This window comes from Pseudomonas sp. Y3 TE3536 (genome assembly GCF_053629175.1).
In genome coordinates this window covers 2,028,698-2,053,305 of record NZ_JBRJHU010000001.1, presented here as the reverse complement: position 1 = coordinate 2,053,305, position 24,608 = coordinate 2,028,698, and the positions used below count along the sequence as shown (strand labels likewise).

Annotated in this window: 25 protein-coding genes; 12 read left to right on the top strand and 13 right to left on the bottom strand. The window is 62.1% G+C overall.

Features of this window, described 5'->3' with window-relative positions:
- Positions 1-84: 84 nt before the first annotated feature.
- Complete coding sequence (locus AB7M33_RS09295) at positions 85-1,374, bottom strand: MFS transporter (protein WP_027592124.1); 1,290 nt, start codon at positions 1,372-1,374, stop codon at positions 85-87.
- Positions 1,375-1,730: 356 nt separating this feature from the next.
- Between AB7M33_RS09295 and AB7M33_RS09290 the strand changes: the two genes are divergently transcribed.
- The gene (locus AB7M33_RS09290) at positions 1,731-2,129 is read left to right on the top strand and encodes an acyl-CoA thioesterase (RefSeq protein ID WP_003253317.1); all 399 of its coding nucleotides are present in this window, start codon (positions 1,731-1,733) and stop codon (positions 2,127-2,129) included.
- Positions 2,130-2,201: 72 nt separating this feature from the next.
- Positions 2,202-3,098, top strand: a complete 897-nt coding sequence (locus AB7M33_RS09285) for a D-hexose-6-phosphate mutarotase (protein WP_454242749.1) — start codon at positions 2,202-2,204, stop codon at positions 3,096-3,098.
- A 124-nt stretch (positions 3,099-3,222) separates the two neighbouring features.
- Here AB7M33_RS09285 and AB7M33_RS09280 read toward each other — a convergent pair whose 3' ends face one another.
- The 5 genes from AB7M33_RS09280 to AB7M33_RS09260 all read right to left on the bottom strand — a co-directional run bounded on the left by AB7M33_RS09280 (position 3,223) and on the right by AB7M33_RS09260 (position 6,847).
- The gene (locus tag AB7M33_RS09280) at positions 3,223-3,756 is read right to left on the bottom strand and encodes a DUF3299 domain-containing protein (RefSeq protein ID WP_420832917.1); all 534 of its coding nucleotides are present in this window, start codon (positions 3,754-3,756) and stop codon (positions 3,223-3,225) included.
- A 48-nt stretch (positions 3,757-3,804) separates the two neighbouring features.
- Entirely contained in the window at positions 3,805-4,050 is a 246-nt protein-coding gene (locus tag AB7M33_RS09275; RefSeq protein ID WP_027592121.1) for a GlsB/YeaQ/YmgE family stress response membrane protein, read from the bottom strand.
- Between the two features lie 108 nt (positions 4,051-4,158).
- Positions 4,159-5,241, bottom strand: coding sequence for a 5-(carboxyamino)imidazole ribonucleotide synthase (locus AB7M33_RS09270; protein WP_238210087.1), 1,083 nt, complete (start codon positions 5,239-5,241; stop codon positions 4,159-4,161).
- A 10-nt stretch (positions 5,242-5,251) separates the two neighbouring features.
- On the bottom strand, positions 5,252-5,743 hold the full coding sequence (gene purE / locus AB7M33_RS09265; RefSeq protein ID WP_016489856.1) for a 5-(carboxyamino)imidazole ribonucleotide mutase: 492 nt from the start codon (positions 5,741-5,743) through the stop codon (positions 5,252-5,254).
- Between the two features lie 171 nt (positions 5,744-5,914).
- Positions 5,915-6,847 (bottom strand): LysR substrate-binding domain-containing protein, encoded by a 933-nt coding sequence (locus tag AB7M33_RS09260; protein WP_172960396.1) that lies wholly within the window; start codon positions 6,845-6,847, stop codon positions 5,915-5,917.
- 182 nt (positions 6,848-7,029) lie between these two features.
- Between AB7M33_RS09260 and aspA the strand changes: the two genes are divergently transcribed.
- From aspA to AB7M33_RS09240, 4 genes are all read left to right on the top strand, one after another.
- Entirely contained in the window at positions 7,030-8,454 is a 1,425-nt protein-coding gene (aspA, locus tag AB7M33_RS09255; RefSeq protein WP_027592118.1) for an aspartate ammonia-lyase, read from the top strand.
- Positions 8,455-8,631: 177 nt separating this feature from the next.
- A complete protein-coding gene (locus AB7M33_RS09250; protein ID WP_099430818.1) occupies positions 8,632-9,624 on the top strand; it encodes an AraC family transcriptional regulator in 993 nt (330 codons plus the stop codon).
- 223 nt (positions 9,625-9,847) lie between these two features.
- Positions 9,848-10,891: a histone deacetylase family protein gene (locus tag AB7M33_RS09245; protein ID WP_252826261.1), complete on the top strand. Its 1,044-nt coding sequence runs from the start codon at positions 9,848-9,850 to the stop codon at positions 10,889-10,891.
- The gene (locus AB7M33_RS09240) at positions 10,891-11,994 is read left to right on the top strand and encodes an extracellular solute-binding protein (protein ID WP_099430820.1); all 1,104 of its coding nucleotides are present in this window, start codon (positions 10,891-10,893) and stop codon (positions 11,992-11,994) included. Before AB7M33_RS09245 ends, AB7M33_RS09240 begins: the two co-directional genes overlap by 1 nt.
- A gap of 174 nt (positions 11,995-12,168) precedes the next feature.
- On the opposite strand, the gene pdxR is transcribed toward AB7M33_RS09240, so the two are convergent.
- Positions 12,169-13,698 carry a MocR-like pyridoxine biosynthesis transcription factor PdxR gene (pdxR, locus tag AB7M33_RS09235; RefSeq protein ID WP_454242748.1) on the bottom strand — a complete coding sequence of 510 codons (1,530 nt, stop codon included), beginning with the start codon at positions 13,696-13,698 and terminating at the stop codon, positions 12,169-12,171.
- Positions 13,699-13,787: 89 nt separating this feature from the next.
- Here pdxR and AB7M33_RS09230 point away from each other — a divergent pair, with 89 nt between their 5' ends.
- From AB7M33_RS09230 to AB7M33_RS09220, 3 genes are read left to right on the top strand one after another with little or no spacing between them, the layout of a single operon-like run.
- Positions 13,788-14,417 (top strand): FMN-binding negative transcriptional regulator, encoded by a 630-nt coding sequence (locus AB7M33_RS09230; RefSeq protein ID WP_265969815.1) that lies wholly within the window; start codon positions 13,788-13,790, stop codon positions 14,415-14,417.
- An 11-nt stretch (positions 14,418-14,428) separates the two neighbouring features.
- Entirely contained in the window at positions 14,429-14,875 is a 447-nt protein-coding gene (locus AB7M33_RS09225; protein WP_099430823.1) for a GNAT family N-acetyltransferase, read from the top strand.
- Positions 14,876-14,882: 7 nt separating this feature from the next.
- On the top strand, positions 14,883-15,554 hold the full coding sequence (locus AB7M33_RS09220; RefSeq protein WP_186679350.1) for a GNAT family N-acetyltransferase: 672 nt from the start codon (positions 14,883-14,885) through the stop codon (positions 15,552-15,554).
- Here AB7M33_RS09220 and AB7M33_RS09215 read toward each other — a convergent pair whose 3' ends face one another.
- Positions 15,555-16,454, bottom strand: a complete 900-nt coding sequence (locus AB7M33_RS09215) for a homocysteine S-methyltransferase family protein (RefSeq protein ID WP_454242747.1) — start codon at positions 16,452-16,454, stop codon at positions 15,555-15,557. It abuts the gene before it with no gap.
- A gap of 105 nt (positions 16,455-16,559) precedes the next feature.
- Between AB7M33_RS09215 and AB7M33_RS09210 the strand changes: the two genes are divergently transcribed.
- Both AB7M33_RS09210 and AB7M33_RS09205 read left to right on the top strand, forming a co-directional pair.
- Positions 16,560-17,381 carry an ABC transporter substrate-binding protein gene (locus AB7M33_RS09210; protein ID WP_265969812.1) on the top strand — a complete coding sequence of 274 codons (822 nt, stop codon included), beginning with the start codon at positions 16,560-16,562 and terminating at the stop codon, positions 17,379-17,381.
- On the top strand, positions 17,378-18,199 hold the full coding sequence (locus tag AB7M33_RS09205; RefSeq protein ID WP_027592108.1) for an amino acid ABC transporter permease: 822 nt from the start codon (positions 17,378-17,380) through the stop codon (positions 18,197-18,199). The genes AB7M33_RS09210 and AB7M33_RS09205 overlap by 4 nt, the downstream gene beginning before the upstream one ends.
- A 9-nt stretch (positions 18,200-18,208) precedes the next feature.
- Here AB7M33_RS09205 and AB7M33_RS09200 read toward each other — a convergent pair whose 3' ends face one another.
- The 4 genes from AB7M33_RS09200 to AB7M33_RS09185 all read right to left on the bottom strand — a co-directional run bounded on the left by AB7M33_RS09200 (position 18,209) and on the right by AB7M33_RS09185 (position 23,226).
- Positions 18,209-18,487, bottom strand: a complete 279-nt coding sequence (locus tag AB7M33_RS09200; RefSeq protein ID WP_027592107.1) for a helix-turn-helix transcriptional regulator — start codon at positions 18,485-18,487, stop codon at positions 18,209-18,211.
- Positions 18,484-19,809 carry a type II toxin-antitoxin system HipA family toxin gene (locus tag AB7M33_RS09195; RefSeq protein ID WP_454242746.1) on the bottom strand — a complete coding sequence of 442 codons (1,326 nt, stop codon included), beginning with the start codon at positions 19,807-19,809 and terminating at the stop codon, positions 18,484-18,486. The genes AB7M33_RS09200 and AB7M33_RS09195 overlap by 4 nt, the downstream gene beginning before the upstream one ends.
- Positions 19,810-19,990: 181 nt before the next feature.
- Positions 19,991-21,799 carry a sodium-extruding oxaloacetate decarboxylase subunit alpha gene (gene oadA / locus AB7M33_RS09190; protein ID WP_027592105.1) on the bottom strand — a complete coding sequence of 603 codons (1,809 nt, stop codon included), beginning with the start codon at positions 21,797-21,799 and terminating at the stop codon, positions 19,991-19,993.
- Between the two features lie 11 nt (positions 21,800-21,810).
- Positions 21,811-23,226: an acetyl-CoA carboxylase biotin carboxylase subunit gene (locus AB7M33_RS09185; protein WP_027592104.1), complete on the bottom strand. Its 1,416-nt coding sequence runs from the start codon at positions 23,224-23,226 to the stop codon at positions 21,811-21,813.
- 189 nt (positions 23,227-23,415) lie between these two features.
- Here AB7M33_RS09185 and AB7M33_RS09180 point away from each other — a divergent pair, with 189 nt between their 5' ends.
- Positions 23,416-24,378 carry a LysR family transcriptional regulator gene (locus AB7M33_RS09180; RefSeq protein ID WP_027592103.1) on the top strand — a complete coding sequence of 321 codons (963 nt, stop codon included), beginning with the start codon at positions 23,416-23,418 and terminating at the stop codon, positions 24,376-24,378.
- On the opposite strand, the gene AB7M33_RS09175 is transcribed toward AB7M33_RS09180, so the two are convergent.
- Positions 24,320-24,538, bottom strand: a complete 219-nt coding sequence (locus tag AB7M33_RS09175; RefSeq protein WP_081717438.1) for a PA3496 family putative envelope integrity protein — start codon at positions 24,536-24,538, stop codon at positions 24,320-24,322. The two genes, AB7M33_RS09180 and AB7M33_RS09175, sit on opposite strands and share 59 nt — an antisense overlap.
- Positions 24,539-24,608: the final 70 nt, after the last annotated feature.

Here is a 24,608-nt window from a genome sequence, read left to right as displayed (position 1 = left end):
TTTTCAAGATGTTGCAAGGAGGCGCGGGGTAACCGCTCAGGCTCTTCGCCTCCCCCAATGAGGGAGGCAATTGATGCAAGCCGATCAGCGCTTATTGGCGAACAGATAAACGCCTACGGCCAGCCCGACAGCACACAGCCCCGCCACATAATAGGCCGGCGCCATCGGGCTGACCTTCAACAGCGCGGTCACCACCATCGGCGTCAGCCCGCCGAAGATGGCGTAGGCGACGTTGTAAGAGAACGACAAGCCGCTGAAACGCACCACCGGTGGGAAGGCCTTGACCATCACATAGGGCACGGCGCCGACGATACCGACGCACAGGCCGGTCAGCGCATACAGCGGGAACAGCAGGTCGGGGCGGGTCGGCAGGCTGTGGTAGAAGGTCCAGGAGCTGGCCAGCAACAGCAGGCTGCCGACGATGAACACACGCCCAGCGCCGATGCGGTCGGCCAGGCTACCGGCACCGATGCAGCCGAGGCTGAGCAGCACAATGGCCAGGCTGTTGGCCTTGAGCGAGTCGGTCGGGCTGATTTGGTAGAAGCTCTGCAGCAGCGCCGGGGTCATCAGGATCACCACCACGATGCCGGCCGACAGCAGCCAGGTCAGCAGCATCGACAAAATGATCGCGCCACGGTGATCACGCAGCACGGCACGCAGCGGCAGCTCTTCGGCCAGGGCCTTGCGCTGCTGCATCTCGGCGAACACTGGGGTTTCGTGCAGCCAGCGGCGCAGGTACACCGAGAACAGGCCGAACACACCGCCCAGCAAGAACGGTATACGCCAGGCGTAATCGGCAACTTCACCTGGGGTGTAAATGCTGTTGATCAGGGTCGCGACCAGCGAGCCGAGCAGAATGCCCGAGGTCAGCCCGGCGGTCAGCGTGCCGCAGGCGTAGCCGGTATTGCGCGCTGGTACGTGCTCCGAGACGAACACCCAGGCGCCCGGCACCTCGCCACCAATCGCCGCGCCCTGAATCACGCGCATCAGCAGCAGCAAAACCGGTGCCCACAGGCCAATCTGCGCGTAGGTCGGGAGCAGGCCCATGATCAGGGTCGGCAGCGCCATCATGAAGATGCTCAGGGTGAACATCTTCTTGCGCCCGAGCAGGTCACCGAAGTGCGCCATGACGATGCCGCCCAGTGGCCGCGCCAGGTAGCCGGCGGCGAAGATGCCGAACGTCTGCATCAAGCGCAGCCATTCCGGCATGTCGGCAGGGAAGAACAGCTTGCCGACCACCGTGGCGAAGAACACGAAGATGATGAAGTCGTAGAACTCCAGTGCACCGCCCAGGGCGGACAGTGAAAGGGTCTTGTAGTCGCTGCGGGTCAGCGGCCGTGAAGGCTGCTCGATACTGCTCGGCACGGAGGTCATCGATCTTTCTCTTGTAGGTCATGCAGGCCGCTTGGCGCGCGACTTCTGGATTGGTAGACGAGCGAAGATAGCAAATTGCCGAGGCGCGCCGAAAGCGATACAAAAACCATACAGATATTCATGAATGCGCGGTCGTCGCTGGCCGTTATGCTCTATATACTGGCCGTTCGTAGGAAAAGGTTGCTCCTAGCGTGGGATGTTGTGCGAAAACGCCGGTCTGCATGTCAGGCGGTTTCGCAGAGTTTCCCTACGGCCGCCCAGTGAAACGAAATCGGCGTAGTATGTTTCCAGCTGAATCGTTTACCCGGCCTTTGCGCCACACCAACGAAAGCGTCACGGGTCAGAGGCCCCATCGCATGATTGAGCTCGAACAAGAAGATCCAATCCCGCAAGGCGACCTGGCCTTGCAAATCACCGCACTCCCTCGTGAGACCAACGGCTTTGGTGACATCTTTGGCGGCTGGCTGGTCGCCCAGATGGATTTGGCCGGCACTGCCATGGCCAGCCGTGTCGCGGGTGGCCGTGTGGCCACGGTGGCCATCGATCGCATGGCCTTCCTGGTCCCGGTCGCCGTGGGCGCCCAGCTGTCGTTCTATACCCAGACCCTGGAAATCGGCCGCAGCTCGATCCAGATGATGGTCGAAGTGTGGAGCGACGACCCGCTGTCCAGCGAATGGCGCAAGGTGACCGAAGCGGTATTCGTCTTCGTCGCCATCGACGGCAGTGGCCGCACCCGCTCTGTGCCTCGTCGCTGAGCCACGCCGGCGGTAAACTCATTGCACGTGCCCGGGTCCAAGGCCCACTGGGCAATCAATGAGACGAGTGCAATGGCTACTTTCAAGGTCGACACCGAGCAACACGGCGAACTCAATTGCTGGCGCATCACCAGCGAGCATGCCGAACTACTGATCGCCCAGCAGGGCGCGCAGATCCTCAGCTACCAGCGTGTGGGCGAACCGCCGCTGCTGTGGCTGAGCGACCAGGCCATTTTCCGCCAGGGCAAATCCGTACGCGCCGGGGTACCGGTGTGCTGGCCGTGGTTTGGCAACCTGCAGCGCAACCCCGCGTCTGTACAAAATATGTACACGGGCGAACAAGCCCCCGCTCATGGGCTGGTGCGGGGTCGCGACTGGCAGTTGAACAGGGCCGAGCAGGTCGGCGACACAATTCAGATCGAATTCGAGCTGCCTGCGGCTCAAGGTGACTTGCCCGGCTGGCCGCATGAGGTCGAGCTGAAGTTGCTGATCGAACTGGGCGAACAGCTGAACGTGACGCTGACCAGCTATAACCTCGGCAGCGACAGTGTGACCATCAGCCAAGCCCTGCACAGCTACTTCGCCGTCAGCGACGTGCGCCAGGCGCGGGTCGAGGGTGTGGAGGGGTTGAGCTACATCGAGACCTTGGCCGACTGGGAGCAGCGCCAGCAGCAAGGTGCGCTGGCATTTGCCGGGGAGACTGACCGGATCTACCTGGCTACCCCGCAAACCCTGAGCATTGTCGACCCCCACTGGGCGCGGCGGATTACCCTGACCAGCAGTGGCTCGCGCTCGGCGGTGATCTGGAACCCGTGGACCGAGCGGGCGCGGGAGCTGCCGGACATGGCGGATGATGGCTGGCAGCGGATGCTGTGCATCGAGACGGCGAATGTGTGGGATGACGTGGTGGAATTGAAGCCTGGCGCGAGCCATTCGCTGGGCGTGCAGATTGGTTGTGAAATGATCTGAGTTTTGCAGTGGTTTTGCGGGCCTCTTCGCGGGTAAACCCGCTCCCACAGGTACTGCACCGCATTCGAAATGGGTGAAGTACCTGTGGGAGCGGGTTTACCCGCGAAGAGGCCGGTGCAGGCAATCAGAGGTCGGCGTCCTCCACCACCCTCACCTTCTGCGCATCCAGCGCATAGGCCGCATCCGCCAGGTCGTTGCTGACCTTCTCCACCTTCAACGCCCCGCTAACCCACAGCGGCGTGTAGATGTCGTCGATTTTCAGCCCCTTCGGGTAGCGCACCAGCACCAACTGGTTCGGTGGCGGTGGCGGCACGTGGATGCAGGCGCCCGGGTACGGCACCAGGAAAAACAGCGTGCTGTTGCCCTTGGCATCGCTCTCCAGCGGCACCGGGTAACCGCCCAGGCGAATCTGCTTGCCGTTCATGGCGGCCACGGTCTTGGTCGAATACATCACCGCCGGCAATCCTTTGCTCTGCTTGAGGCCGCCCTTGTCGGTGAAGGTGCCCATGGCCTCCGGCGAGTTGTGGTCGATTTCGGGCATCTGCTCAAGGGCCTTCTGGTCCGACTTGGGCATCAGCTCCAGCCAGTCGGTTTCGGGCAGCTCGGCACGGGCCAGGGTGCTGGCCAGAAGCAAGGGGATGAGAAATAAGGCACGCATGAAAATGCTCGGCAACTCGGATGAATTGCCGAGCATTCTAAACAGTATTCAGCGTTTCTTGATTAATCCGTAGATCACCAGAAGGACGACGGCACCGACCAGCGCGCCGAAGAACCCTGCGGCCTGCCCCGCCTGATAAATGCCCAGTGCCTGGCCGCCGTAGGTGGCGAGCAAGGAGCCGGCAATACCCAGCAGGATGGTCATGATCCAGCCCATGCTGTCGTCGCCCGGCTTGATGAAGCGGGCCAGCAGGCCAACGATGAGGCCGATGAAGATGGTTCCAATGATGCCCATGGCAATCCCTCTGCAGTGAAGATGGAACAAGCCAAAGCCTAGACGGGCTTTGGCTTGTTGCCATGTTCAGAGGGCAAGCCGCTTGCAGAAGTTCGATTTACAGCCCGATCAGTTGCTGATCAGCGCCTCTACTTCGGCAATCTTGCGCTCGAGGGTGGCCATGTCCTGGCAACGCAGGGTGGCATGGCCAACCTTGCGCCCGACCTTGAAGGCCTTGCCATAGTGGTGCAGGTGGCAGTCTTCGATGGCGACCACTTTGTCCACCGCGGGTACTTCGCCGATGAAGTTGAGCATGGCGCTTTCACCGACCTTGGCGGTCGAGCCCAGCGGCAGGCCGGCAACGGCGCGCAGGTGGTTCTCGAATTGGCTGCACTCGGCGCCTTCGATGGTCCAGTGCCCGGAGTTGTGCACACGCGGGGCGATTTCGTTGGCCTTCAGGCCGCCGTCGACTTCGAAGAACTCGAACGCCATCACGCCGACATAGTCCAGCTGCTTCAGCACACGGCCGACGTAGTCTTCGGCCAGGCCTTGCAGCGGGTGCGCTTCGCTTGCCACCGACAGGCGCAGGATGCCGCTCTCGTGGGTGTTGTGCACCAGCGGATAGAAGCGGGTTTCGCCATCGCGGGCACGGACGGCCACCAGCGAGACTTCGCCGGTGAACGGCACGAAGCCTTCCAGCAGGCACGGCACGCTGCCCAGCTCGGCGAAGGTGTCGACCACGTCTTCAGCACTGCGCAGGACCTTCTGGCCCTTGCCGTCGTAGCCCAGGGTGCGGGTCTTGAGCACGGCTGGCAGGCCGATGCTGGCGACCGCGGCATCCAGGTCTGCCTGGGAGAGGATGTCGGCAAAGGCCGGGGTCGGAATACCCAGGTCGCGGAACATGCTCTTCTCGAACAGGCGGTCGCGGGCAATACGCAGCGCTTCGGCGCTTGGGTAGACCGGGACGAACTGCGAGAGGAAGGCCACGGTTTCGGCCGGGACGCTTTCGAACTCGAAGGTCACCAGGTCGACTTCGTCGGCCAGCTGGCGCAGAGGGTCCTGGTCACCGTAGTCGGCGCGCAGGTGCTCGCCCAGAGGGGCGGCGCAGGCATCTGCAGCCGGGTCGAGGAACGCGAAGTTCATGCCCAGCGGAGTACCCGCCAGGGCCAGCATGCGGCCGAGCTGGCCACCACCGATTACACCGATCTTCATGGGGTCAGCCTCAAGCCTGGCGCGGGTCTGGATTGTCCAGCACGGTGTCGGTCTGTTCCGTGCGGAACTGCTTGAGCGCCGCGTGGTACTGCGGGTACTTGGCGCCCAGGATGCTCGCCGACAGCAATGCAGCGTTGATCGCGCCCGCCCGGCCGATGGCCAAGGTCGCGACCGGAACGCCCGCCGGCATCTGCACGATCGACAGCAGCGAATCGACACCCGACAGCATCGACGACTGCACCGGCACGCCCAGCACCGGCAGGTGGGTCTTGGCGGCGCACATGCCTGGCAGGTGGGCTGCGCCACCGGCACCGGCGATGATCACCTCGATGCCACGGCCTTCGGCCTCTTCGGCATACTGGAACAGCAGATCCGGGGTGCGGTGGGCGGAAACCACCTTCACTTCGTAGGGAATGCCGAGTTTTTCCAGCATATCGGCGGTGTGGCTAAGGGTGGACCAATCGGACTTGGAGCCCATGATCACGCCAACCAGTGCACTCATCGTCGAGCCTCTTCGCTTGTGCGCCCTTGGGCGCGTCAAAAAACAACAAGCCACGCGGGACGACCGGCGTGGCTTGTTTGCTGATCAGGACCGGAGCTATCCGGTCTAAAGGCCGCGCAGTATACCGTAACCCTGGGCGATGCTGGCACCCCCGGCGACCAACTGTCGGCCTTATTTTTCGGGGCTTTGGCTGACTTTTGGGTCAACCGCCGCCGCCCCTTCCAACTTGCGCCACAACAAGCGCACGTTGGCCTTGCGCACCAGGGCGCAGCGGTACAGGCGGATTTCCAGGGGCACGTGCCATTGGCTGCCACCGCAGATGGCCAGCTCACCCCGCTCCAGCTCGCCGCGCATCGACAGGCGGGGCACCCAGGCAATGCCCATGCCCTCCAGCGCCATGCTCTTGAGGCTGTCGGCCATGGCGGTTTCATAAACAGTGGTGTAGCGCAGGTTGCGCTGGCGCAGCAGCAGGTTCACCGAACGGCCGAGGAAGGCACCGGCGGTGTAGGCCAAAAGTGGCACGCTGCCCTCGCCTTCCAGGTCGAACAAGGGCTGGCCGTCGGCATCCACAGCACACACCGGCAACATTTCGGTGGTGCCCATGTGCAACGACGGGAAGATCTCGGCATCCATCTGCAGCGCGGCATCTGGGTCATAGAAGGCCAGCATCAGGTCGCAACCGCCTTCGCGCAGGGCATGCACCGCATCACCCACGTTGGTCGCCACCAGACGGGTGGCGATGTTCAACCCGTCGTTGCGCAACTGGGCCACCCAACGAGGGAAAAACCCCGACGCCAGGGAGTGCGCCGCCGCCACTTGGATAACCTCGCCCTGGCCACCTTCGAGGTGGTGCAAATGGCGCAGAATTTCGCTCAACTGGTCGACAACGGTGCGCGCCGTGACCAGAAACAGCTGCCCGGCCTCGGTCAGTTCAATCGGCGTGCGGGAACGATTCACCAGCTGCAGGCCCAAGGCTGCTTCGAGGCTGCGAATACGTCGACTGAAGGCCGGTTGAGTGACGAAACGCCGCTCTGCCGCTTGCGAAAAACTGCGCGTGGCAGCCAGGGCGCTGAAGTCTTCCAGCCATTTGCTTTCCAGGTTCACGAAGCACATCTCCCGGCGTGCACCAAAATGGAACACGCTCGAATGTCAATTGGCGTCACATGAAACACTATGCCGTTTGTGCATAGGTTAGCGTGCAACAGCATTGGCCGCAAAATCCTCTTCGGGCCTAGGATTAGCGCCATTCCGGCATGTGCCGGGTCAAATTCGAGATGATATACATCATGTCTGCCGCTGCATCGTTCCGCGTCGAAAAAGATCTGCTGGGTACCCTTGAAGTTCCTGCTGATGCCTACTACGGCATCCAGACCCTGCGCGCTGCCAACAACTTCCACCTCTCCGGTGTTCCGCTGTCGCACTACCCGAAACTGGTAGTGGGCCTGGCGATGGTCAAGCAGGCTGCTGCTGACGCCAACCGAGAGCTGGGGCACCTGAGCGATGCCAAGCACGCCGCCATCAGCGCCGCCTGCGGCCGGCTGATCAAAGGCGACTACCACGAGCAGTTCGTGGTGGACATGATTCAAGGCGGTGCTGGTACTTCTACCAACATGAACGCCAACGAAGTCATCGCCAACATCGCGCTGGAGGCCATGGGCCACCAGAAGGGTGAGTACCAGTACCTGCACCCGAACAACGACGTGAACATGGCGCAGTCGACCAACGACGCCTACCCGACTGCTATCCGTCTGGGTCTGCTGCTGGGTCATGACGCCCTGCTCGCCAGCCTCGACAGCCTGATCCAGGCCTTCGCCGCCAAAGGTAAAGAGTTCGACCACGTACTGAAGATGGGCCGTACCCAGCTGCAGGACGCCGTGCCGATGACCCTGGGCCAGGAATTCCGCGCCTTCGCCACCACCATGACCGAAGACCTCAACCGTCTGCGTTCGCTGGCGCCGGAGCTGCTGACCGAAATCAACCTGGGTGGTACTGCCATCGGTACCGGCATCAACGCCGACCCGGGCTACCAGATGCTCGCCGTACAGCGCCTGGCAACCATCAGCGGCCAGCCGCTGGTCCCGGCTGCCGACCTGATCGAAGCCACCTCCGACATGGGCGCCTTCGTGCTGTTCTCCGGCATGCTCAAGCGTACCGCGGTCAAGCTGTCGAAGATCTGCAACGACCTGCGCCTGCTGTCCAGCGGCCCGCGTACCGGCATCAACGAGATCAACCTGCCAGCGCGTCAGCCAGGCAGCTCGATCATGCCAGGCAAGGTCAACCCGGTAATCCCGGAAGCCGTCAACCAGGTGGCCTTCGCCATCATGGGCAACGACCTGGCCCTGACCGTCGCCGCCGAAGGTGGCCAGCTGCAGCTGAACGTGATGGAGCCGCTGATCGCCTACAAGATCTTCGACTCGATCCGCCTGCTCCAGCGCGCCATGGACATGCTGCGCGAGCACTGCATCGTCGGCATCACTGCCAACGAACAGCGCTGCCGTGAACTGGTCGAGCACTCGATCGGCCTGGTCACCGCCCTGAACCCTTACATCGGCTACGAAAACGCCACCCGTATCGCCCGTGTTGCCCTGGAAACAGGCCGCGGTGTGCTGGAACTGGTGCGCGAAGAGAAGCTGCTGGACGAAGAGATGCTCAACGACATCCTGCGCCCAGAAAACATGATCGCACCGCGTCTGGTTCCGCTGAAGGCGTAACCGACCGCTTCAACTGTCTCACCAGGTCGAGGGACTAGACACCTCTCAACCTTTCAAAGGCCCGAGCGCATGCATCGGGCCTTTTTTTTGCCTGCATGATCTGGCGCGGTTGCGCTGCCCCAGGTTTGCGGCACACAACTTGCTCCATAATGCATCCCAACCAACGGGATACCGAGCATGCTGCACAGCCACCTGACCACCCTCAACGCGGTTTCGCTGATCCTCAACGTCTTTCAGGCTGAGGGTTGCGAAGCTTCGGCCTTGCTCGCCGGCAGCGGCATCGGCCCGGCGGACCTGGGGCATGCAGACGCGCGCATCACCACCCAGCAAGAGCTGCAGGTGTGTGCCAATGCCGTCGCCCGGCGCGAAGACATCGGCCTGGAGCTGGGCCAGCGCATGCACGTGTCGTGCTATGGCATGCTCGGTTACGCCCTGCTCTCCAGTGCCACTTTGGGTGACGCCTTGCGCCTGGCGCTGCGCTTTCCGGCACTGCTGGGAACAGTCTTCCAACTGCGCCTGATCGACGACGGCCAGCGTGTCTGGCTCAGCGCCAGCGATTACCGCGACAGCCCGGCGCTGACCGCTTTCAATGCAGAGTTCTGCCTGGTCTCGCTGAAAGTGATTTGCGACGACTTGCTGGGCCGGCCCCTGCCACTGCTCGGCAGCCGCTTCGAGCATGCTCGGCCGGGATACCACAGCCTTTATACCCGTGCCTTCCAATGCCCGATCGGCTTCGCGGCCGAGGACAACGCGTTTGCCTTCGAGCGGCGCTGGCTGGATACGCCGCTACCGTTGGCCGACCCCATTACCCACAAAGCCATGAGCGAGCGCTGCCGGCGCCTGAACCTCGAGTTCACAGGTCGTCAGGCCTGGCTGGGCAAGATTCGCCAGCTGCTGGCCCAACAACTGGACGCAGCGCCCGGGCTTGAGGGTTTGGCGCGGCAGATGAACTGCTCATCGCGGACCCTGCGTCGGCACCTGCAGGCGCTGGGCAGCAGTTATCAACAGCTGCTCGATGAGCTGCGTTTCGAGCGGGCCAAGCAGTTGTTGGCCGATGAACAGATGCCGATCTACCGGATTGCCGAAACCTTGGGGTTCAGCGAAACGGCCAGCTTCCGCCATGCGTTCCAGCGCTGGAGTGGCGTGGCGCCCAGCCACTTTCGCGGTTGACCTGGGCGGGCCTCTTCGCGGGCAAGCCCGCTCCCACAGGATCTCCACAACTCTGGGATATTGTGGTGTACCTGTGGGAGCGGGCTTGCCCGCGAAGAGGCCGGCACATTAAACCCGGCCAGCGACCTTGGCCACATCGATCCCCTTTTGGCCGTTTGCGTCGTTCTCCGCTACCGGGCTGCCCCTGAAAATGGGCCCACGCCAGTCCAACCGGAGAACAACAATGCTGACGATCTATTCCGATGACCACCGCCTGCACCACGGCCGCTGCGAGCTGATCGACGGCAAGCTGATGCCCTGCTTCGAAATGCCTTCGCGCGCCGACCATGTGCTCGATCAAGTGAACAAGCGCCAGCTGGGCGACGTGAAGGCGCCGGACGACTTCGGCCGCGCGCCGCTGCTGCGCGTCCACAGCGCCGACTACCTGGACTTTTTTGAAGGCGCTTGGGCGCGCTGGGCCGCGTTGGGCCACGAAGGCGACCTGCTGCCTTTCACCTGGCCAGCCCGCACCCTGCGCCAGGTCAAACCCACCGGCCTGCATGGCGAGCTTGGCTACTACAGCTTCGACGCCGGCGCGCCGATTACCGCCGGTACCTGGCAAGCCGCCTACAGCGCCGCCCAGGTCGCGCTCACGGCCCAGGCCGCCATCCAGCAAGGCGCCCATTCGGCGTTCGCCCTGTGCCGCCCACCGGGGCACCATGCCGCCGGCGAAGTCATGGGCGGTTACTGCTACCTGAACAACGCAGCCATCGCTGCCCAGGCCTTCCTGGACCAAGGCCGCGCCAAAGTCGCCATCCTCGACGTCGACTATCACCACGGCAACGGCACCCAAGACATCTTCTACAGCCGCAGCGATGTGTTCTTCGCCTCGATCCACGGCGACCCGCAGGACGAATTCCCGTTCTTCCTCGGCTATGCCGACGAAACGGGCGAAGGCGCAGGTGAAGGCTGCAACATCAACTACCCGTTGCCGGCCGGCAGTGACTGGGCCGCCTGGAGCGCAGCGCTGGAAGACGCGTGCCAGCGCATCGCTGCCTACGACGCCGATGTGCTGGTGATCTCGCTCGGGGTGGACACCTTCAAGGACGACCCAATCTCCCAGTTCAAGCTGGACAGCCCTGACTACCTGGAAATGGGCAAACGCATCGCCCAGCTCGGCAAGCCGACCCTGTTCGTGATGGAAGGCGGCTACGCTGTGGAAGAAATCGGCATCAACGCGGTCAATGTGCTGGAAGGTTTCCAGCGCGCCCAGCCAGGAGCCCGATAATGGCCCGACTCAAGCGTCTGCTCGCCCCGATCATCGCTGCCACCCTGTTCACCGGCGCCCTGCAGGCCCAGGCCGAACAGCGCACCCTGCGGGTCTACAACTGGTTCGATTACATCACCCCGCAGACCTTGGTCGACTTTCAGAAAGACAGCGGCGTAAAGCTGATCTACGACATTTTCGACACCAACGAGGCACTGGAAGCCAAGCTGCTGACCGGCAACTCCGGGTATGACGTGGTGGTGCCGTCCAACGTGTTCCTTGCCAAGCAGATCGAGGCTGGCGTGTTCCAGCCACTGGACCGCAGCAAGCTGCCGAACTGGCAACACCTGGACCCGGCACTGATGAAGCTGATCGAGGCCAACGACCCCGGCAACAAGTTTGCCGTGCCCTACATGTACGGCACCGTGCTGATCGGCTTCAACCCGGCCAAGGTCAAGGCTGCGCTGGGTGAGAACGCGCCTGTGGACAGCTGGGACCTGATCTTCAAGGAAGAGAACATCGCCAAGCTCAAGCAGTGCGGCGTTGCCTTGCTCGATTCGCCCTCGGAGATCTTGCCACTGGCCCTGCAATACCTGGGCTTGCCGCCCAACAGCGACAAGCCGGCCGACTACAAGAAGGCCGAAGAGCTGCTGCTGAAGATTCGCCCGCACGTCACGTACTTCCATTCCTCCAAGTACATGGCCGACATCGCCAACGGCGACATCTGCGTGGCGGTGGGATACAGCGGCAGCTTCTCGCAGGCCGCCAACCGGGCCCGCGATGCGAAGAATGGCGTGGTGGTCGACATGCGCCTGCCCAAGGAAGGTGCGCCGATCTGGTTCGATATGCTGGCCATTCCGAAAAACGCCGCCAACGCCGAAGACGCCCACACCTTCATCAACTACCTGCTGCGCCCGGAGGTGATTGCGCCGATCAGTGATTTTGTCGGCTATCCGAACCCAAACAAGGACGCCACCGAGAAGGTGAACCCGGCGATTCGCAATAACCCCAACCTTTACCCGACGGCGGAAGCGATGGCCAAGCTGTACACCCTCAAGCCGTTGCCACGCGACGCCGAGCGCGCGCGCACCAGGGCCTGGACGCGCATCAAGTCCGGCACCTAATGGGTATGTAGGCCACAGCCCACATCGCTGTAGGAGCAGCCTTGCGCTGCGAAGAGGCCAGTAAACCCAGCAGCATCTTCGCTGCTTTTATCGGCCTCTTCGCAGCACAAGGCTGCTCCTACCGGGGTAAGGCTTGGCGCAAAAGGTGTCGATTGGGCCGCACAGCGGCCCCGTTCACTTTCGCCAGGCACTGCGCAATCGCATCAGTGCATTGGCGATGTCGCCTTCCGGCACAGCCGCAAACCCCAGCACCAACCCTGCCCGCTTATCCACAGGCACCTCGCTGTCATCCAACCAGTAACTACTCAGCGGATTCACCTCAACGCCAACCCCTTCAGCCTTGGCGACCAACGCTTGTTCCCGCGCAAAGTTATCCACATCTACCTTCACGTGCAGCCCCGCCGCCACTTCCGGCATGGCGCCCAAGCCTGGAACCTCCACAGGCCAGCCCGCCTTGAGCACGTTGCGCCGGCTCAACGCCGCCCGGCGCATACGCCGGATGTGCCGCTGAAAATGCCCCTGGGCCATGAACTCGGCCATCACGCACTGGCTACTGACCTCCGAATGCCGCATGGCCAACGCCCGCCCCTGGCTGAAGGCCTGCACCAGGCGCCCAGGCAACACCAGGTAGCCCAGGCGTAGCGCGGGGAAGGCAATCTTGCCGAACGTGCCGATGTACAGCACCCGCCCCTGCCGGTCCAATGCCGCCAGCGGTGCCAATGGCGCACCGCTGTAGCGGTACTCGCCGTCGTAATCGTCTTCGATGATCCAGCCATCGCTGCGCTCGGCCCAGGCCAGCAATGCCAGGCGCCGTGCCAGGCTCATGGTCACCCCGGTCGGGTACTGGTGGGCTGGCGTCACATAGGCCAGGCGGCAGTCCGCCAATTGCATCAGCCGCTGGCAATCCATGCCCTCGTCATCCACTGGCACACCCATCACCCTGCCACCCGCCACGGCGAAGGTATGCCCGGCGGCCCGGTAGCCCGGGTTTTCCACAGCCACCCCCTCGCCAGGCTGCAACAGCAACTGTGCACAAAGGCTGATGGCCTGCTGTGCACCACTGGTGATCACAATTTGTTCAGCCGTGCACGATAAGCCCCGCGAACGGCGTAAATAGGTGGCAATCAGCTCACGCAGCTGCAGCTCGCCTGCCGGTTCGCCGTAGCCCAGCTGCGCAGGGTCCGGGTTACGCCAGAAACCCGCTTGCAGCTTGGCCCAGACGTCAAACGGGAACAGATCGAAGGCCGGAATACCCACCCGGAATGCGCGCGGCGCGCCACTTCTGGGAGGCGGCAAATGGTTACTTTTCAGACGCTCCAAAGGCTCGCTGGTGCGCTCACAGCTGGATAAATCCTCAGTCTTTTCTGAGGAAAATGTGGATAAACCTGTTGATAACCCTAGGGATAACCCTGTGGACAGTTGTGTGGATAGTTTATCGAGCTGGGTGACATAGGTGCCGTCCCCCACCCGGCTCTCGATATACCCTTCGGCATACAACTGGTCGTAGGCACGCACCACACTGTTGCGCGACAGCGCGAGGATGGCTGCCAGGTCACGGCTGGCCGGTAACCGCGTACCGCTGCTCAGGCGCCCATCCAGCACCCGTGCACGCAAGGCCTGGTAAAGCTGCTGGCTGAGCCCTCGCTGGCGGTCCAGCACGATGCCAGCGGGGTCGAAGGGCAAGATGAGGGGGCGCTTGTTCACCGTATTGGACCTGTCAAATCAGTCATAAATGGATCTTACACAGAACCAATAGCCTGCCTAGGATGGAGCCATTCGACAAGGAACCCACCATGTACAACAGCAAGCCCCACCAGGAACACGACCTCGATCGCCTGCACCAGCACATGGCCGATACCCGCCTTGCCGTGCTTATCAGCCACGGCGAACACGGGCTGCTGGCCACCCACCTGCCGGTGTTGATCGACCCCGAGCAAGGCGAGTTCGGCACGGTCTACGCGCACTTGGCGCGGGCCAATGCTCAGTGGAAAGACCTGGAGCAAGGCACTGAAGCGCTGCTGGTGTTCCCCGGCGCTGACGCTTATGTCAGCCCCAGCTACTACCCCAGCAAGGCCGAGAACCCCAAGGTGGTACCGACCTGGAACTACCTGGCGGTGCACGCCTACGGCCCGGTTGAAGTGATCCACGAAGCCGCGCCCCTGCTGCAGATCGTCAGCCGCCTGACCGACCGTCACGAGCAGGGCCGCAGTGAACCCTGGAAGGTCTCCGACGCCCCCAGCGACTACCTCGACGGCATGCTGCGCGCCATTGTCGGCATACGCCTGCCGATCGCCCGCCTGCAAGGCGCCCGCAAGCTCAGCCAAAACCGTTCGGCCGAGGACATCGCAGGCGTGCGTGAAGGCCTGAGCGGCAGTGCCGACTACCCTGACAACCAACTGGCGGCGCACATGCGCCAACTCTGAAGGAAAAGCCCATGCCCAGCGTCACTCTGCGCCCCGTCAGCGCCAACGACCATGCAGCCTGGCTTGCCCTGTGGCAGGCTTACTTGCGCTTCTATGAGACCGAATTGGCCGAAGCGGTCAGCGCCAACACCTGGCAGCGCCTGCTCGACCCCAACGAGCCCACCCACTCGGCCCTGGCCTGGGTCGATGGCAACGCCGTAGGAATGGTCAACTGGATCTATCATCGTTCCAACTGGAGCATCGAAAATTCGTGCTACCTGCAGGACCTTTATGTGGATAACACGCAGCGCGGCCTAGGCATCGGCCGCCAACTGATCGAGCATGTCTATGCCACTGCCAAGGCTGCCGGCTGCGCTAAGGTGCACTGGCTGACCCACGAGACCAACGCCACCGCCATCAGCCTGTACCAACAGGTCGCCGAGCGGCCGGGCTTCATTCAATTTCGCAAAGGGCTGTAGGCACGACATGACTGACGCACTGAACTGGAAACCCGCCACCGCGCCCACGGCAGCGCCCATCGAGGGCCACTTCATCCGCCTGGAAAAACTCGACCCGGCGCGCCACGGCGACGACCTCTGGGACGTACTGCAAGGCCCGAATGCCGACCCGGTCCTGTGGGATTACCTGCCCTATGGCCCATTCCCGGAACGCAGCGCCTTCGACCGCTGGCTGCAGGGCCATGCCGCCAGCACCGACCCGTTGTTCTATACCGTCATCGACCGCCCCACCGGCCAGGCCCAGGGCATTCTCAGCCTGATGTCGATCGTGCCCGACCATGGCCGCATCGAGATCGGCCACATCGCCTTCGGCGCCGCCATGCAGCGCACGCCCAAGGGCACCGAAGCGGTGTACCTGCTGGGTAAGCGGGCGTTCGAGCTGGGCAACCGCAGGCTCGAGTGGAAGTGCAACAACGCCAATGCCCGCTCCAAGCGCGCGGCAGAACGGTTTGGCTTTGTCTACGAAGGGGTTTTCCGCAAGCACCTGGTGGTCAAGGACCACAACCGCGACACCGCGTGGTACTCGATTACCGATGATGAATGGCCACAGGTGGCGGCAGGGTTCGAGCGCTGGTTGAGTGCCGACAACCAGCGCCCTGAGGGGCAAGCCAGGACGCTGGAAGCCTGCCGCAACGGGTGATCAGGCCAGGTTGGCCTTGAGCGCCGAAATGTGCTCCGGGCCAATACCACAGCAACCGCCGAGCAGGCTCGCGCCGCGTTGCCGCCAGTTGCTGGCCCAGCTCAGGTAACCCGGTGGGTCAAGGTCTTCACGCAGCTCATCGAGGCCATCGTTGGCGGTGGCGTCCTTGGGCTGTGGCGGGAAGGCATTGGCGTAGGCGCCGATGGCGATGTCCACGCCCAGGCGCTCGAAGGTCTCGCGCGCCACGTCCAGCGCCGCGCCAATCACCTCAGGCTGGCTGCAGTTGAACAACAGCGTACTGACACCCAGCCCGGCAATCGCTTCGGCCGCGTCGGCGACCGTTTGTCCGGAACGCAGCCGCGGTACGTCGATATCACCTTCGTCCTGCAGCGTGAACGATACCCAGAACGGCCTGCCGTCCTGCGGCAGTTGCGCGCCGATGGCCCGAACTTCTTCGATCGAGCTCTGGGTTTCTGCCAGCCACAGGTCCACGTAGGGCGACAGACCGGCCAGCAGGGGGGTCAGCACTTCGGCGACGCGCTCGGGCTGATACAGGTCCGGGCGATAAGAGCCGAACAACGGCGGCAGCGAACCGGCAACGCGTACCCGCGCGGCAGCCGCATCGGCTGCCGCACGGGCCAATTGCCCCGCCGTTGCAGCCAATGTGCGCCCTTCCTGGGCGAACCGCTCTTCACCAATATGGAAGGGCACTACCGCATAGCTGTTGCTGGTGATGACCTGAGCCCCGGCCTCGATATACGCCGTATGCACCGCCAGCACCGCCTCAGGTGCTTCGCTCAAGGCCAGCGCTGACCACTCGGGCTGCCGAAACGGCGCACCACGACGCTGCAGCTCTCGCCCCATACCGCCATCCAGAATTACCAGCGATCGTTCGCCCATATGACTATCACTTATATGTTTATGAATAAAATTCATTAGTGTGCAACTTGTTATAACTATTAAATACCCAGCACCGATTGTCCAACAACTTTTTCAGGTACTTCCATGCGCTTGCTTACCTTGCTCGGCACCGGCCTCATCGCCCTGTGTGCCACCACTCAAGCCTTCGCAGGCGCCACGTTGGAGCGAGTGGAATCGCGCAAGGAAATGGTCAACGTGCTGATGGAAAGCTATCCGCCGTTCTCGTTCCTGAACGCGCAGAACCAGCTCGATGGTTTTGACGTGGATGTGGCCAAGGCCGTCGCCGAAAAACTGGGCGTCAAGCTGCGCCTGGAAACGCCGTCCTGGGATGTGATTGCCGCGGGCCGCTGGAGTGGCCGCTACGACCTTTGCATCTGCTCCATGACGCCAAGCAAGGCGCGCGCCGAGGTGTTTGATTTCCCGGTCGAGTACTACGCCTCGCCCGCCGTGATCGTGGTCAACGCCAAGGACGATCGCATTCATTCGGCCAAGGACCTGGATGGCCGCAAGGTCGGCTTGACCAGCGCATCCAGCTACGAGAGCTACCTGAACAAGAACCTGGTCATCGAAGGCAACGAAGACAAAAAAATCGATTACCCCTTCGAAATGGTGCAAATCGCCCCCTACGACACCGACAACGTCGCCTTCCAGGACCTGGGCCTGGGTGCCGGCGTGCGCCTGGACGCGATCCTGACCAACCTGGTCACCGCCCAGCCCCGCCTCGACCAGGACAAACGCTTCAAACTGGCCGGCGCGCCGCTTTATGAAGAACCCAACTCGGTGGCCATCGAAAAAGGCGACCCGGAGTGGGATGCCAAGCTGCGCCAAGTTTTTGCCGAGCTCAAGGCCGACGGTACCTTGGCCAAGCTGTCCCAGAAATGGATCGGCGCCGATATCAGTAAATGAGTGCTCATCAACCTGCCCCTCGCCCGACTGCCAAAGCCTCGGGCGCTGGACTGTTCGGATTCCGCACACGCCTATACCTGACCTGGGTTGGGCTGTTTGTGCTGTTTGCCGCGTTTTTCCTGAGCTTTGACCTCAAGTTTTCGATCATTGTCGAGAAATTCCCGTATCTGGCGGGGTTCAAGCTGGGGCCGAACGGCTTCTTGCAGGGCGCGGCGCTGACCCTGTTCCTGTGCGTGTGCTCCATCGTCGTTTCCGTGGCACTGGGCTTCGCTGCAGCGCTGGCACGCCTGTCGAGCAGCGCAGTGTTGCTGGGCATCGCCAGCTTCTACACGTCGTTTTTCCGTGGCACACCGCTGCTGATCCAGATCCTGCTGATCTACCTGGGCTTGCCGCAGCTCGGTGTGGTGCCTGGGGCCATCAGTGCCGGCATCATCGCCCTGTCGCTGAACTATGGCGCCTACCTCAGCGAAATCTTCCGAGCCGGCATTCTTGGCGTGGCCCCCGGGCAACGCCAGGCGGCGATGGCGCTAGGCCTCGGCCCTGCGCAGATCTTCTGGCACGTCACCCTGCCCCAGGCCATGCGCACCATCATCCCGCCAAGCGCCAACCAGTTCATTTCGATGCTCAAGGACTCGTCGCTGATTTCGGTGATGGGCGTGTGGGAAGTGATGTTCCTGGCCCAGTCCTATGGCCGTTCCAGCTACCGCTACCTGGAGATGCTGACGACCGCAGCGGTGATCTACTGGGTGCTGTCGATTTTGCTGGAACTGGTGCAGGCCAAGCTGGAGCGGCATTTTGGCAAGGGCTATCAGCACTGAAAGCCGGCGTCAGATGACCTGACGCTGGCGTCTGACCACGCCTACCTGAAGACCAAACGGGCGTAGTACGGCATTCATTGATTTGAGAGTAGGGTTGCCCTCGCCCCCCTCGATCTGGATAAGGGTGCGCAACGATACCTTGCACATGCGAGCAAACTGGGACTGTTGAAGCCCTGCCACCGTCACGCGCAAATGACGTACTGCCGTACCCATGTCCCACGTACCGTCGGCGATCCATTGCTGAACATCATCAATGACTTTGGCCCGTTGCTCGGGTGTCAGTGTCATAGCAGGCCCCACCCTCTAAAACGCTGCTCGAGTTGTCTTAGCGCAACAGCAGGATGATTCATCACCACCTCCGGCAAGCCAGAGTCGCGGAGCAGATCCGGAAGTGCCAACAGCAGAGCCGCATCCTGACGCAATTGTTCGAACGCCTGCTCAGGACTGATCAATGGCGACAGGCTCTCACACGCCCTGCGCCAGTCGACCTCTCCAGCACGCTCAATATCGGATGACCATTTGGTCGTGCGGGTGACACCTTCGGCATCCAACACCATGGGCGCCAAATCGTAGATCGGCGCCAACCGCAACCTGTCATCTGCGCGAATGACGGCCATGTTGCGCCCATGATTGTCCGAGTTGCCCAGTATCTTGTTGATCAGGTCTCGGCGCAGGTACTCGGCAATCAGGTCATTTACCTGTTGCTCTTGACCGGCCTCTTTCCAGAGCCGTACCAAGCCCGTCAGCACGTCCCGGTGGTCCAGCCGGCTACCCGGCAGGGTGATGCCGGCCAACGAATAGATAGACTCCACGGCAAATCGCTCTACGCCATGTTCAGTCACTGTGCGGTCGAACCTGCGCATCCAGAGACTGGGTTTCTCACCCTCTTCCAAGGCCATTTCATCGGTGGCCACCGTCTCGATACCCAGCGTGTGCAATGCCCGGTAATACAGGTACTCGGCCCTGAGTATTTCCTGATCATTTTTAAGGGCTTGGTTGCGAGCGAATTTGATGAACCAATGTCGTCTGGCCTGTGCATCCTCAAGGGCAGCATCTGGGTACAGCAGACCGTCTTGGCCTTCTGTCATCAACAGTTTGGGCGCCTCTCCCCCCGCGCCGGTCGCTCCGCCTATTGCAGCACCCTGTTCATATGCGTACTCGAGAAATTGCTGGTCACGACTGACTACATCCTGCCTGCTGAACCCCATCGGCTCACGCGTGTCGAGGTGCGTCATCGACTCCTTGACCCGCAGGTTACCTATTGGAGCTGGTGTGCTTCTGGCTAGCAGGAACATGTCGTCACTCAGGCCCTCCGGTTTCTCTCGCCCCATATGCGCCAGCAGAAATCGCTTCGCAGCCCCCGAAGGCGCGATGTCATGGATGAATGCAGGGGCTCCGGAGAGCGAAAAACTATCGAAATCCACAGGCAAGCGAGCACTTACCGCTTTCGCGAACTGGCTCTGGTAAGCATCAAGGTTGGCCCTGATGTAGGACGATTCATAGGCAATTGAGCAAGGGCCGACGAAGCCCTGTTCCGGCTGAGCGAAAGAGAGCGTCATCGCATCTTGCCAAGCGCAATCAGCGTAGATTTGTAGCGTTATCGAGTACATGACCAAGGCCCACAGGCAGCAACACCTGCAATATAGTGCATATTTGACGGCCATAAACCCACTATTTATGCATTAAAATGCATATTTTCGACGGCTACCGTTCAAAATATGCAATTTAATGCATAAAAAAGGGGAGCATCCGCTCCCCAGAGGTAAACCGCTTTTTAGCTAAAGGTTTTTATCAACCTTCGATCTCGATCAGGATCTCGCCCGGGGTCACGCGGTCGCCCTTGGCCACGTGGATGGCCACGACTTTGCCGGCGATCGCTGCCTGCACTTCGGTCTCCATCTTCATGGCTTCGGTGATCAGCACGGCTTGGCCGGCCTTGACCATGTCGCCTTCCTTGACCAGTACATCGACGATGTTGCCAGGCATGGTGGTGCTGACATGGCCGGGGTCGGTGGCCTGCTTGCGCTTGCTGCCGCCGCCGCCGACGAACTCGTTGAGCGGCTCGAACACCACTTCTTCCGGCATGCCGTCGATCGACAGGTAGAAGTGACGCTTGCCCTCTGCCTTCACGCCCACACCGGTGATGTCCACACGGTAGGTTTCGCCGTGCACGTCGATGACGAACTCGGTCGGCACGCCTTCGCCGCCAGGTGCGGCAATAGCGCCGGCTTCCGGGATCGGCAACAGGGCTTCGGGGGTCAGGGTGCCGGCTTCACGCTCTTCGAGGAACTTGCGGCCGATGTCCGGGAACATGGCGAAGGTCAGCACGTCTTCTTCGCAACGCGCCAGGGCGCCGATGTCGTTACGCAGCTTGGTCATTTCTGGCTTGAGCAGGTCGGCCGGGCGCACGTCGATCACTTCTTCGCTGCCAATGGCCTGGCGGCGCAGTTGCTCGTTGACCACGCCCGGGGCCTTGCCGTAACCGCCTTGCAGGTACAGCTTCACCTCGTTGGTGATGGTCTTGTAGCGCTCGCCGGCCAGCACGTTGAAGAACGCCTGGGTACCGACGATCTGCGAAGTCGGGGTCACCAGCGGTGGGAAGCCGAGGTCTTCACGCACCCGCGGGATTTCCGCCAGCACTTCGTTCATGCGGTTGAGGGCGCCTTGCTCCTTGAGCTGGTTGGCCAGGTTGGAAATCATGCCGCCCGGCACCTGGTTGACCTGCACGCGGGTGTCCACCGCGGTGAACTCGCTTTCGAACTGGTGGTACTTCTTGCGCACGGCGTAGAAGTACAGGCCGATTTCCTGCAGCAGCTCCAGGTCCAGGCCTGTGTCGAACTCGCTGCCCTTGAGCGCCGCGACCATCGACTCGGTGCCTGGGTGGCTGGTGCCCCAGGCGAAGCTGGAGATTGCGGTGTCGATGTGGTCGGCACCGTTTTCCACAGCCTTGAGCTGGCACATGGCAGCCAGGCCGGCGGTGTCGTGGGAGTGGATGAACACCGGCAGCGACTGCTCGGCCTTCAGTGCCTTGACCAGCTCGCCCGTGGCAAACGGGGTCAGCAGGCCGGCCATGTCCTTGATCGCCACCGAGTCGCAACCCATGGCTTCCATCTGCTTGGCCTGGTTCACGAAGGCTTCGATGGTGTGCACCGGGCTGGTGGTGTAGGCGATGGTGCCCTGGGCGTGCTTGCCGGCGGCCTTGACCGCTTCGATGGCCACGCGCAGGTTACGCACATCGTTCATGGCGTCGAAGATGCGGAACACATCGATGCCGTTGACGGCGGCCTTGGCGACAAAGGCTTTGACCACGTCATCGCTGTAGTGGCGGTAGCCCAGCAGGTTCTGGCCGCGCAGCAGCATTTGCAGGCGGGTGTTGGGCAGCGCGGCGCGCAGCTTGCGCAGGCGCTCCCACGGGTCTTCCTTGAGGAAGCGCACACAGGCGTCGAAAGTGGCACCGCCCCAGACTTCCAGCGACCAGTAGCCGACTTTGTCGAGCTTTTCGCAGATCGGCAGCATGTCTTCGGTACGCATGCGGGTGGCCAGCAGGGACTGGTGGGCGTCGCGCAGGATCGTGTCGGTTACGTGGATTTTCTTGGACATTATTAGGTTCCTCACAGGCCTGCGTGGGCGGCGATGGCGGCGGCGATGGCCAGGGCCAGCTCTTCGGGTTTGCGCTTGATCGAGTAGTTGGTCAGTTCAGGGTGGCTTTCGACGAAGCTGGTGTTGAACTGGCCGCTACGGAATTCCGGGTTGCGCAGGATTTCCTGGTAATACGCCGCGGTGGTTTTCACCCCTTGCACGCGCATGTCGTCCAGGGCCCGCAGGCCGCGGTCCATGGCTTCTTCCCAGGTCAATGCCCAGACCACCAGTTTCAGGCACATGGAGTCGTAGAACGGCGGAATGGTGTAGCCGGTGTAGATGGCCGTGTCGGTGCGCACGCCTGGGCCGCCGGGTGCGTAGTAACGGGTGATCTTGCCAAAGCTGGGCAGGAAGTTGTTTTTCGGGTCTTCGGCGTTGATCCGGAACTGCAGCGCGTAGCCGCGGTGCTGGATGTCTTCCTGCTTGACCGACAGCGGCAGGCCCGACGCGATGCGGATCTGCTCACGCACGATGTCGATGCCAGTGATTTCCTCGGTGATGGTGTGCTCCACCTGCACCCGGGTGTTCATTTCCATGAAGTACACCTCGCCATCGGCGAGCAAGAACTCCACGGTACCGGCGTTTTCGTAATTCACAGCCTTGGCTGCACGCACCGCCAGGTCGCCGATGTAGGCACGCTGCTCGGGGGTGAGCTGTGGGCTTGGGGCGATCTCGATAAGCTTCTGGTTGCGGCGCTGGATGGAGCAGTCGCGCTCGAACAGGTGCACCACGTTGCCGAAGCTGTCACCGAGAATCTGCGCCTCGATGTGCTTGGGGTTGACGATGCACTTTTCCAGGAACACTTCCGCCGAACCGAAGGCCTTGGTAGCCTCGGAAATCACCCGCGGGAAGTTCTGCTCCAGCTCTTCACGGCTGTTGCAACGGCGAATACCGCGGCCGCCACCGCCGGAGGTGGCCTTGAGCATCACCGGGTAACCGATGCGGTCACCTTCGCTCAGGGCTTCATGGATATCGGCAACGTTACCTTCGGTGCCCGGTGTGACCGGGACGCCGGCCTTGATCATGGTGCGGCGCGCTTCGGTCTTGTCGCCCATGCGGCGAATGACTTCGGCAGCCGGGCCGATGAACTTGATCCCGCGCTCGGCGCAGATCTCTGCCAGTTCAGCGTTTTCCGACAAGAAACCGTAACCCGGGTGCAGGGCATCACAACCGGTTTCGACAGCGAGGTTCACCAGCTTGCGCGGGTTCAGGTACCCGGCCAGCGGCTCGGCACCGATGCTGTGGGCCTCGTCAGCGCGCTTCACGTGCAGCGCATGACGGTCGGCGTCGGAATAGATCGCTACCGAGCGAATGCCCATCTCGGCGCAGGCACGCACGATCCGAACTGCGATTTCACCTCGGTTGGCGATCAGGATTTTTTTTATCACTGGAGTCTTCCCAAAGCCGTAGGAACAGTCGAGCCGGTTCTACCGGTCGGCGCGTGACCAGACGTTGCTGGCCAGTCGCACATTCACCCTAGCGCTGTAGGTCGATAAACAAAAATCAATATTTGTTAGGGGCAGTATTAGCAAAAGCTTATAGTGCCGTAACAAGGTTTTGCCGGAGCCTGGAGAAAAATGCGTAAGTCCTTGATGCGTATGACTTTACGTCAGTTACAGATCTTCAACGAAGTGTGCGATCTGCGCTCGTACAGCCGCGCGGCCGAGGAGATGGCGCTCACGCAACCCGCCGTTAGTCTACAGATCCGCCAGCTTGAAGAACTGATCGGCCAGCCGCTGTTCGAGTACGTCGGCAAGAAGCTCTACCTGACCGAAGCGGCCGAAGCGCTGCAGCGCGCCAGCCGCGACATCTTCGGCCGGCTAGAAAGCCTCGACATGCAACTGTCGGACATGCAGGGCTCACTGCAAGGGCAGCTGAAGCTGGCGATCGAGTCCAGTGCCAAGTACTTCGTGCCACACCTGTTCGCCGCCTTCAAGCAACGACACCCGGAGGTCAACCTGACGCTCACGGTGGTCAACCGCGCCCAGGCGATACGGCGCCTTTCGGACAACCGTGACGACCTGATCATCATGTCCATGGTGCCGCAGGACATGGGCCTGGAGTTTCTGCCGTTCTTGAACAACCCGATCGTCGCCGTGGCACCGCCGGACCATCCACTGTGCAAGCTCGAGCACCTGCGCCTGCAAGACCTTGAGCCTCATACCCTGCTGGTCCGCGAACAAGGCTCGGGCACCCGCAAGGCGTGCGAGGAGTACTTCAAGGACAAGCGCGTGCACTTCACCCAGACCCTCGAAGTGGCCTCGGCCGATGCCCAGCGCGAGTGTGTGATCGCAGGTTTGGGCATCGCCCTGCTGACCCGCCATGCGTTGAACATGGAGCTGGCCACGGGGGTGCTGAAAGAATTGCCGGTGGAGGAACTGCCGCTGTACCGAAGCTGGTGCGTGGTACAGGCCAAGGCCAAGCGGCAGTCACCGGTGGCCCTGGCATTTTTAGCGTTCATCCGCAGCGAACGCGTGCTTATCAGCGCAATTGTGGAGCGTTTTTCGGGGAAGTCGCTGCCGACGCCTGCCACACCGTGAGTGCTTGTAGCTCAGGGTAGTCGGCCAAGTCACGAAGCAATTGACGCTGGTCGCAGTAGCTTTCGATCGCGCGGCGATACTCCATGCGGCGCTGATCCTTTTCCTGCTGCTTGCGAGCCTTGGCGTTGGGTTGGTACGTACCGTCGAAGTCACGAGCCATTGCCTGTCTCCCAGTTAGGATGCGGGAGTTTCAGACTGGCGCTGGCGGTTTACGGTTTTGCGGTGGGGAG

What these genes read in the sequence shown, in the direction of transcription:
- aspA (WP_027592118.1), top strand. Translation starts at nt 7,030, where the DNA reads ATGTCTGCCGCTGCATCGTTCCGCGTCGAAAAAGATCTGCTGGGTACC.
- AB7M33_RS09215 (WP_454242747.1), bottom strand. Translation starts at nt 16,454, where the DNA reads ATGGGCGAACGATCGCTGGTAATTCTGGATGGCGGTATGGGGCGAGAG.
- AB7M33_RS09275 (WP_027592121.1), bottom strand. Translation starts at nt 4,050, where the DNA reads ATGGGCATCATTGGAACCATCTTCATCGGCCTCATCGTTGGCCTGCTG.
- AB7M33_RS09220 (WP_186679350.1), top strand. Translation starts at nt 14,883, where the DNA reads ATGACTGACGCACTGAACTGGAAACCCGCCACCGCGCCCACGGCAGCG.
- AB7M33_RS09195 (WP_454242746.1), bottom strand. Translation starts at nt 19,809, where the DNA reads ATGTACTCGATAACGCTACAAATCTACGCTGATTGCGCTTGGCAAGAT.
- AB7M33_RS09285 (WP_454242749.1), top strand. Translation starts at nt 2,202, where the DNA reads ATGGCTACTTTCAAGGTCGACACCGAGCAACACGGCGAACTCAATTGC.
- AB7M33_RS09295 (WP_027592124.1), bottom strand. Translation starts at nt 1,374, where the DNA reads ATGACCTCCGTGCCGAGCAGTATCGAGCAGCCTTCACGGCCGCTGACC.
- AB7M33_RS09205 (WP_027592108.1), top strand. Translation starts at nt 17,378, where the DNA reads ATGAGTGCTCATCAACCTGCCCCTCGCCCGACTGCCAAAGCCTCGGGC.
- AB7M33_RS09175 (WP_081717438.1), bottom strand. Translation starts at nt 24,538, where the DNA reads ATGGCTCGTGACTTCGACGGTACGTACCAACCCAACGCCAAGGCTCGC.
- oadA (WP_027592105.1), bottom strand. Translation starts at nt 21,799, where the DNA reads ATGTCCAAGAAAATCCACGTAACCGACACGATCCTGCGCGACGCCCAC.
- AB7M33_RS09270 (WP_238210087.1), bottom strand. Translation starts at nt 5,241, where the DNA reads ATGAAGATCGGTGTAATCGGTGGTGGCCAGCTCGGCCGCATGCTGGCC.
- AB7M33_RS09180 (WP_027592103.1), top strand. Translation starts at nt 23,416, where the DNA reads ATGCGTAAGTCCTTGATGCGTATGACTTTACGTCAGTTACAGATCTTC.
- AB7M33_RS09240 (WP_099430820.1), top strand. Translation starts at nt 10,891, where the DNA reads ATGGCCCGACTCAAGCGTCTGCTCGCCCCGATCATCGCTGCCACCCTG.
- AB7M33_RS09210 (WP_265969812.1), top strand. Translation starts at nt 16,560, where the DNA reads ATGCGCTTGCTTACCTTGCTCGGCACCGGCCTCATCGCCCTGTGTGCC.
- AB7M33_RS09280 (WP_420832917.1), bottom strand. Translation starts at nt 3,756, where the DNA reads ATGCGTGCCTTATTTCTCATCCCCTTGCTTCTGGCCAGCACCCTGGCC.
- AB7M33_RS09250 (WP_099430818.1), top strand. Translation starts at nt 8,632, where the DNA reads ATGCTGCACAGCCACCTGACCACCCTCAACGCGGTTTCGCTGATCCTC.
- purE (WP_016489856.1), bottom strand. Translation starts at nt 5,743, where the DNA reads ATGAGTGCACTGGTTGGCGTGATCATGGGCTCCAAGTCCGATTGGTCC.
- AB7M33_RS09200 (WP_027592107.1), bottom strand. Translation starts at nt 18,487, where the DNA reads ATGACACTGACACCCGAGCAACGGGCCAAAGTCATTGATGATGTTCAG.
- AB7M33_RS09245 (WP_252826261.1), top strand. Translation starts at nt 9,848, where the DNA reads ATGCTGACGATCTATTCCGATGACCACCGCCTGCACCACGGCCGCTGC.
- AB7M33_RS09290 (WP_003253317.1), top strand. Translation starts at nt 1,731, where the DNA reads ATGATTGAGCTCGAACAAGAAGATCCAATCCCGCAAGGCGACCTGGCC.
- AB7M33_RS09230 (WP_265969815.1), top strand. Translation starts at nt 13,788, where the DNA reads ATGTACAACAGCAAGCCCCACCAGGAACACGACCTCGATCGCCTGCAC.
- AB7M33_RS09225 (WP_099430823.1), top strand. Translation starts at nt 14,429, where the DNA reads ATGCCCAGCGTCACTCTGCGCCCCGTCAGCGCCAACGACCATGCAGCC.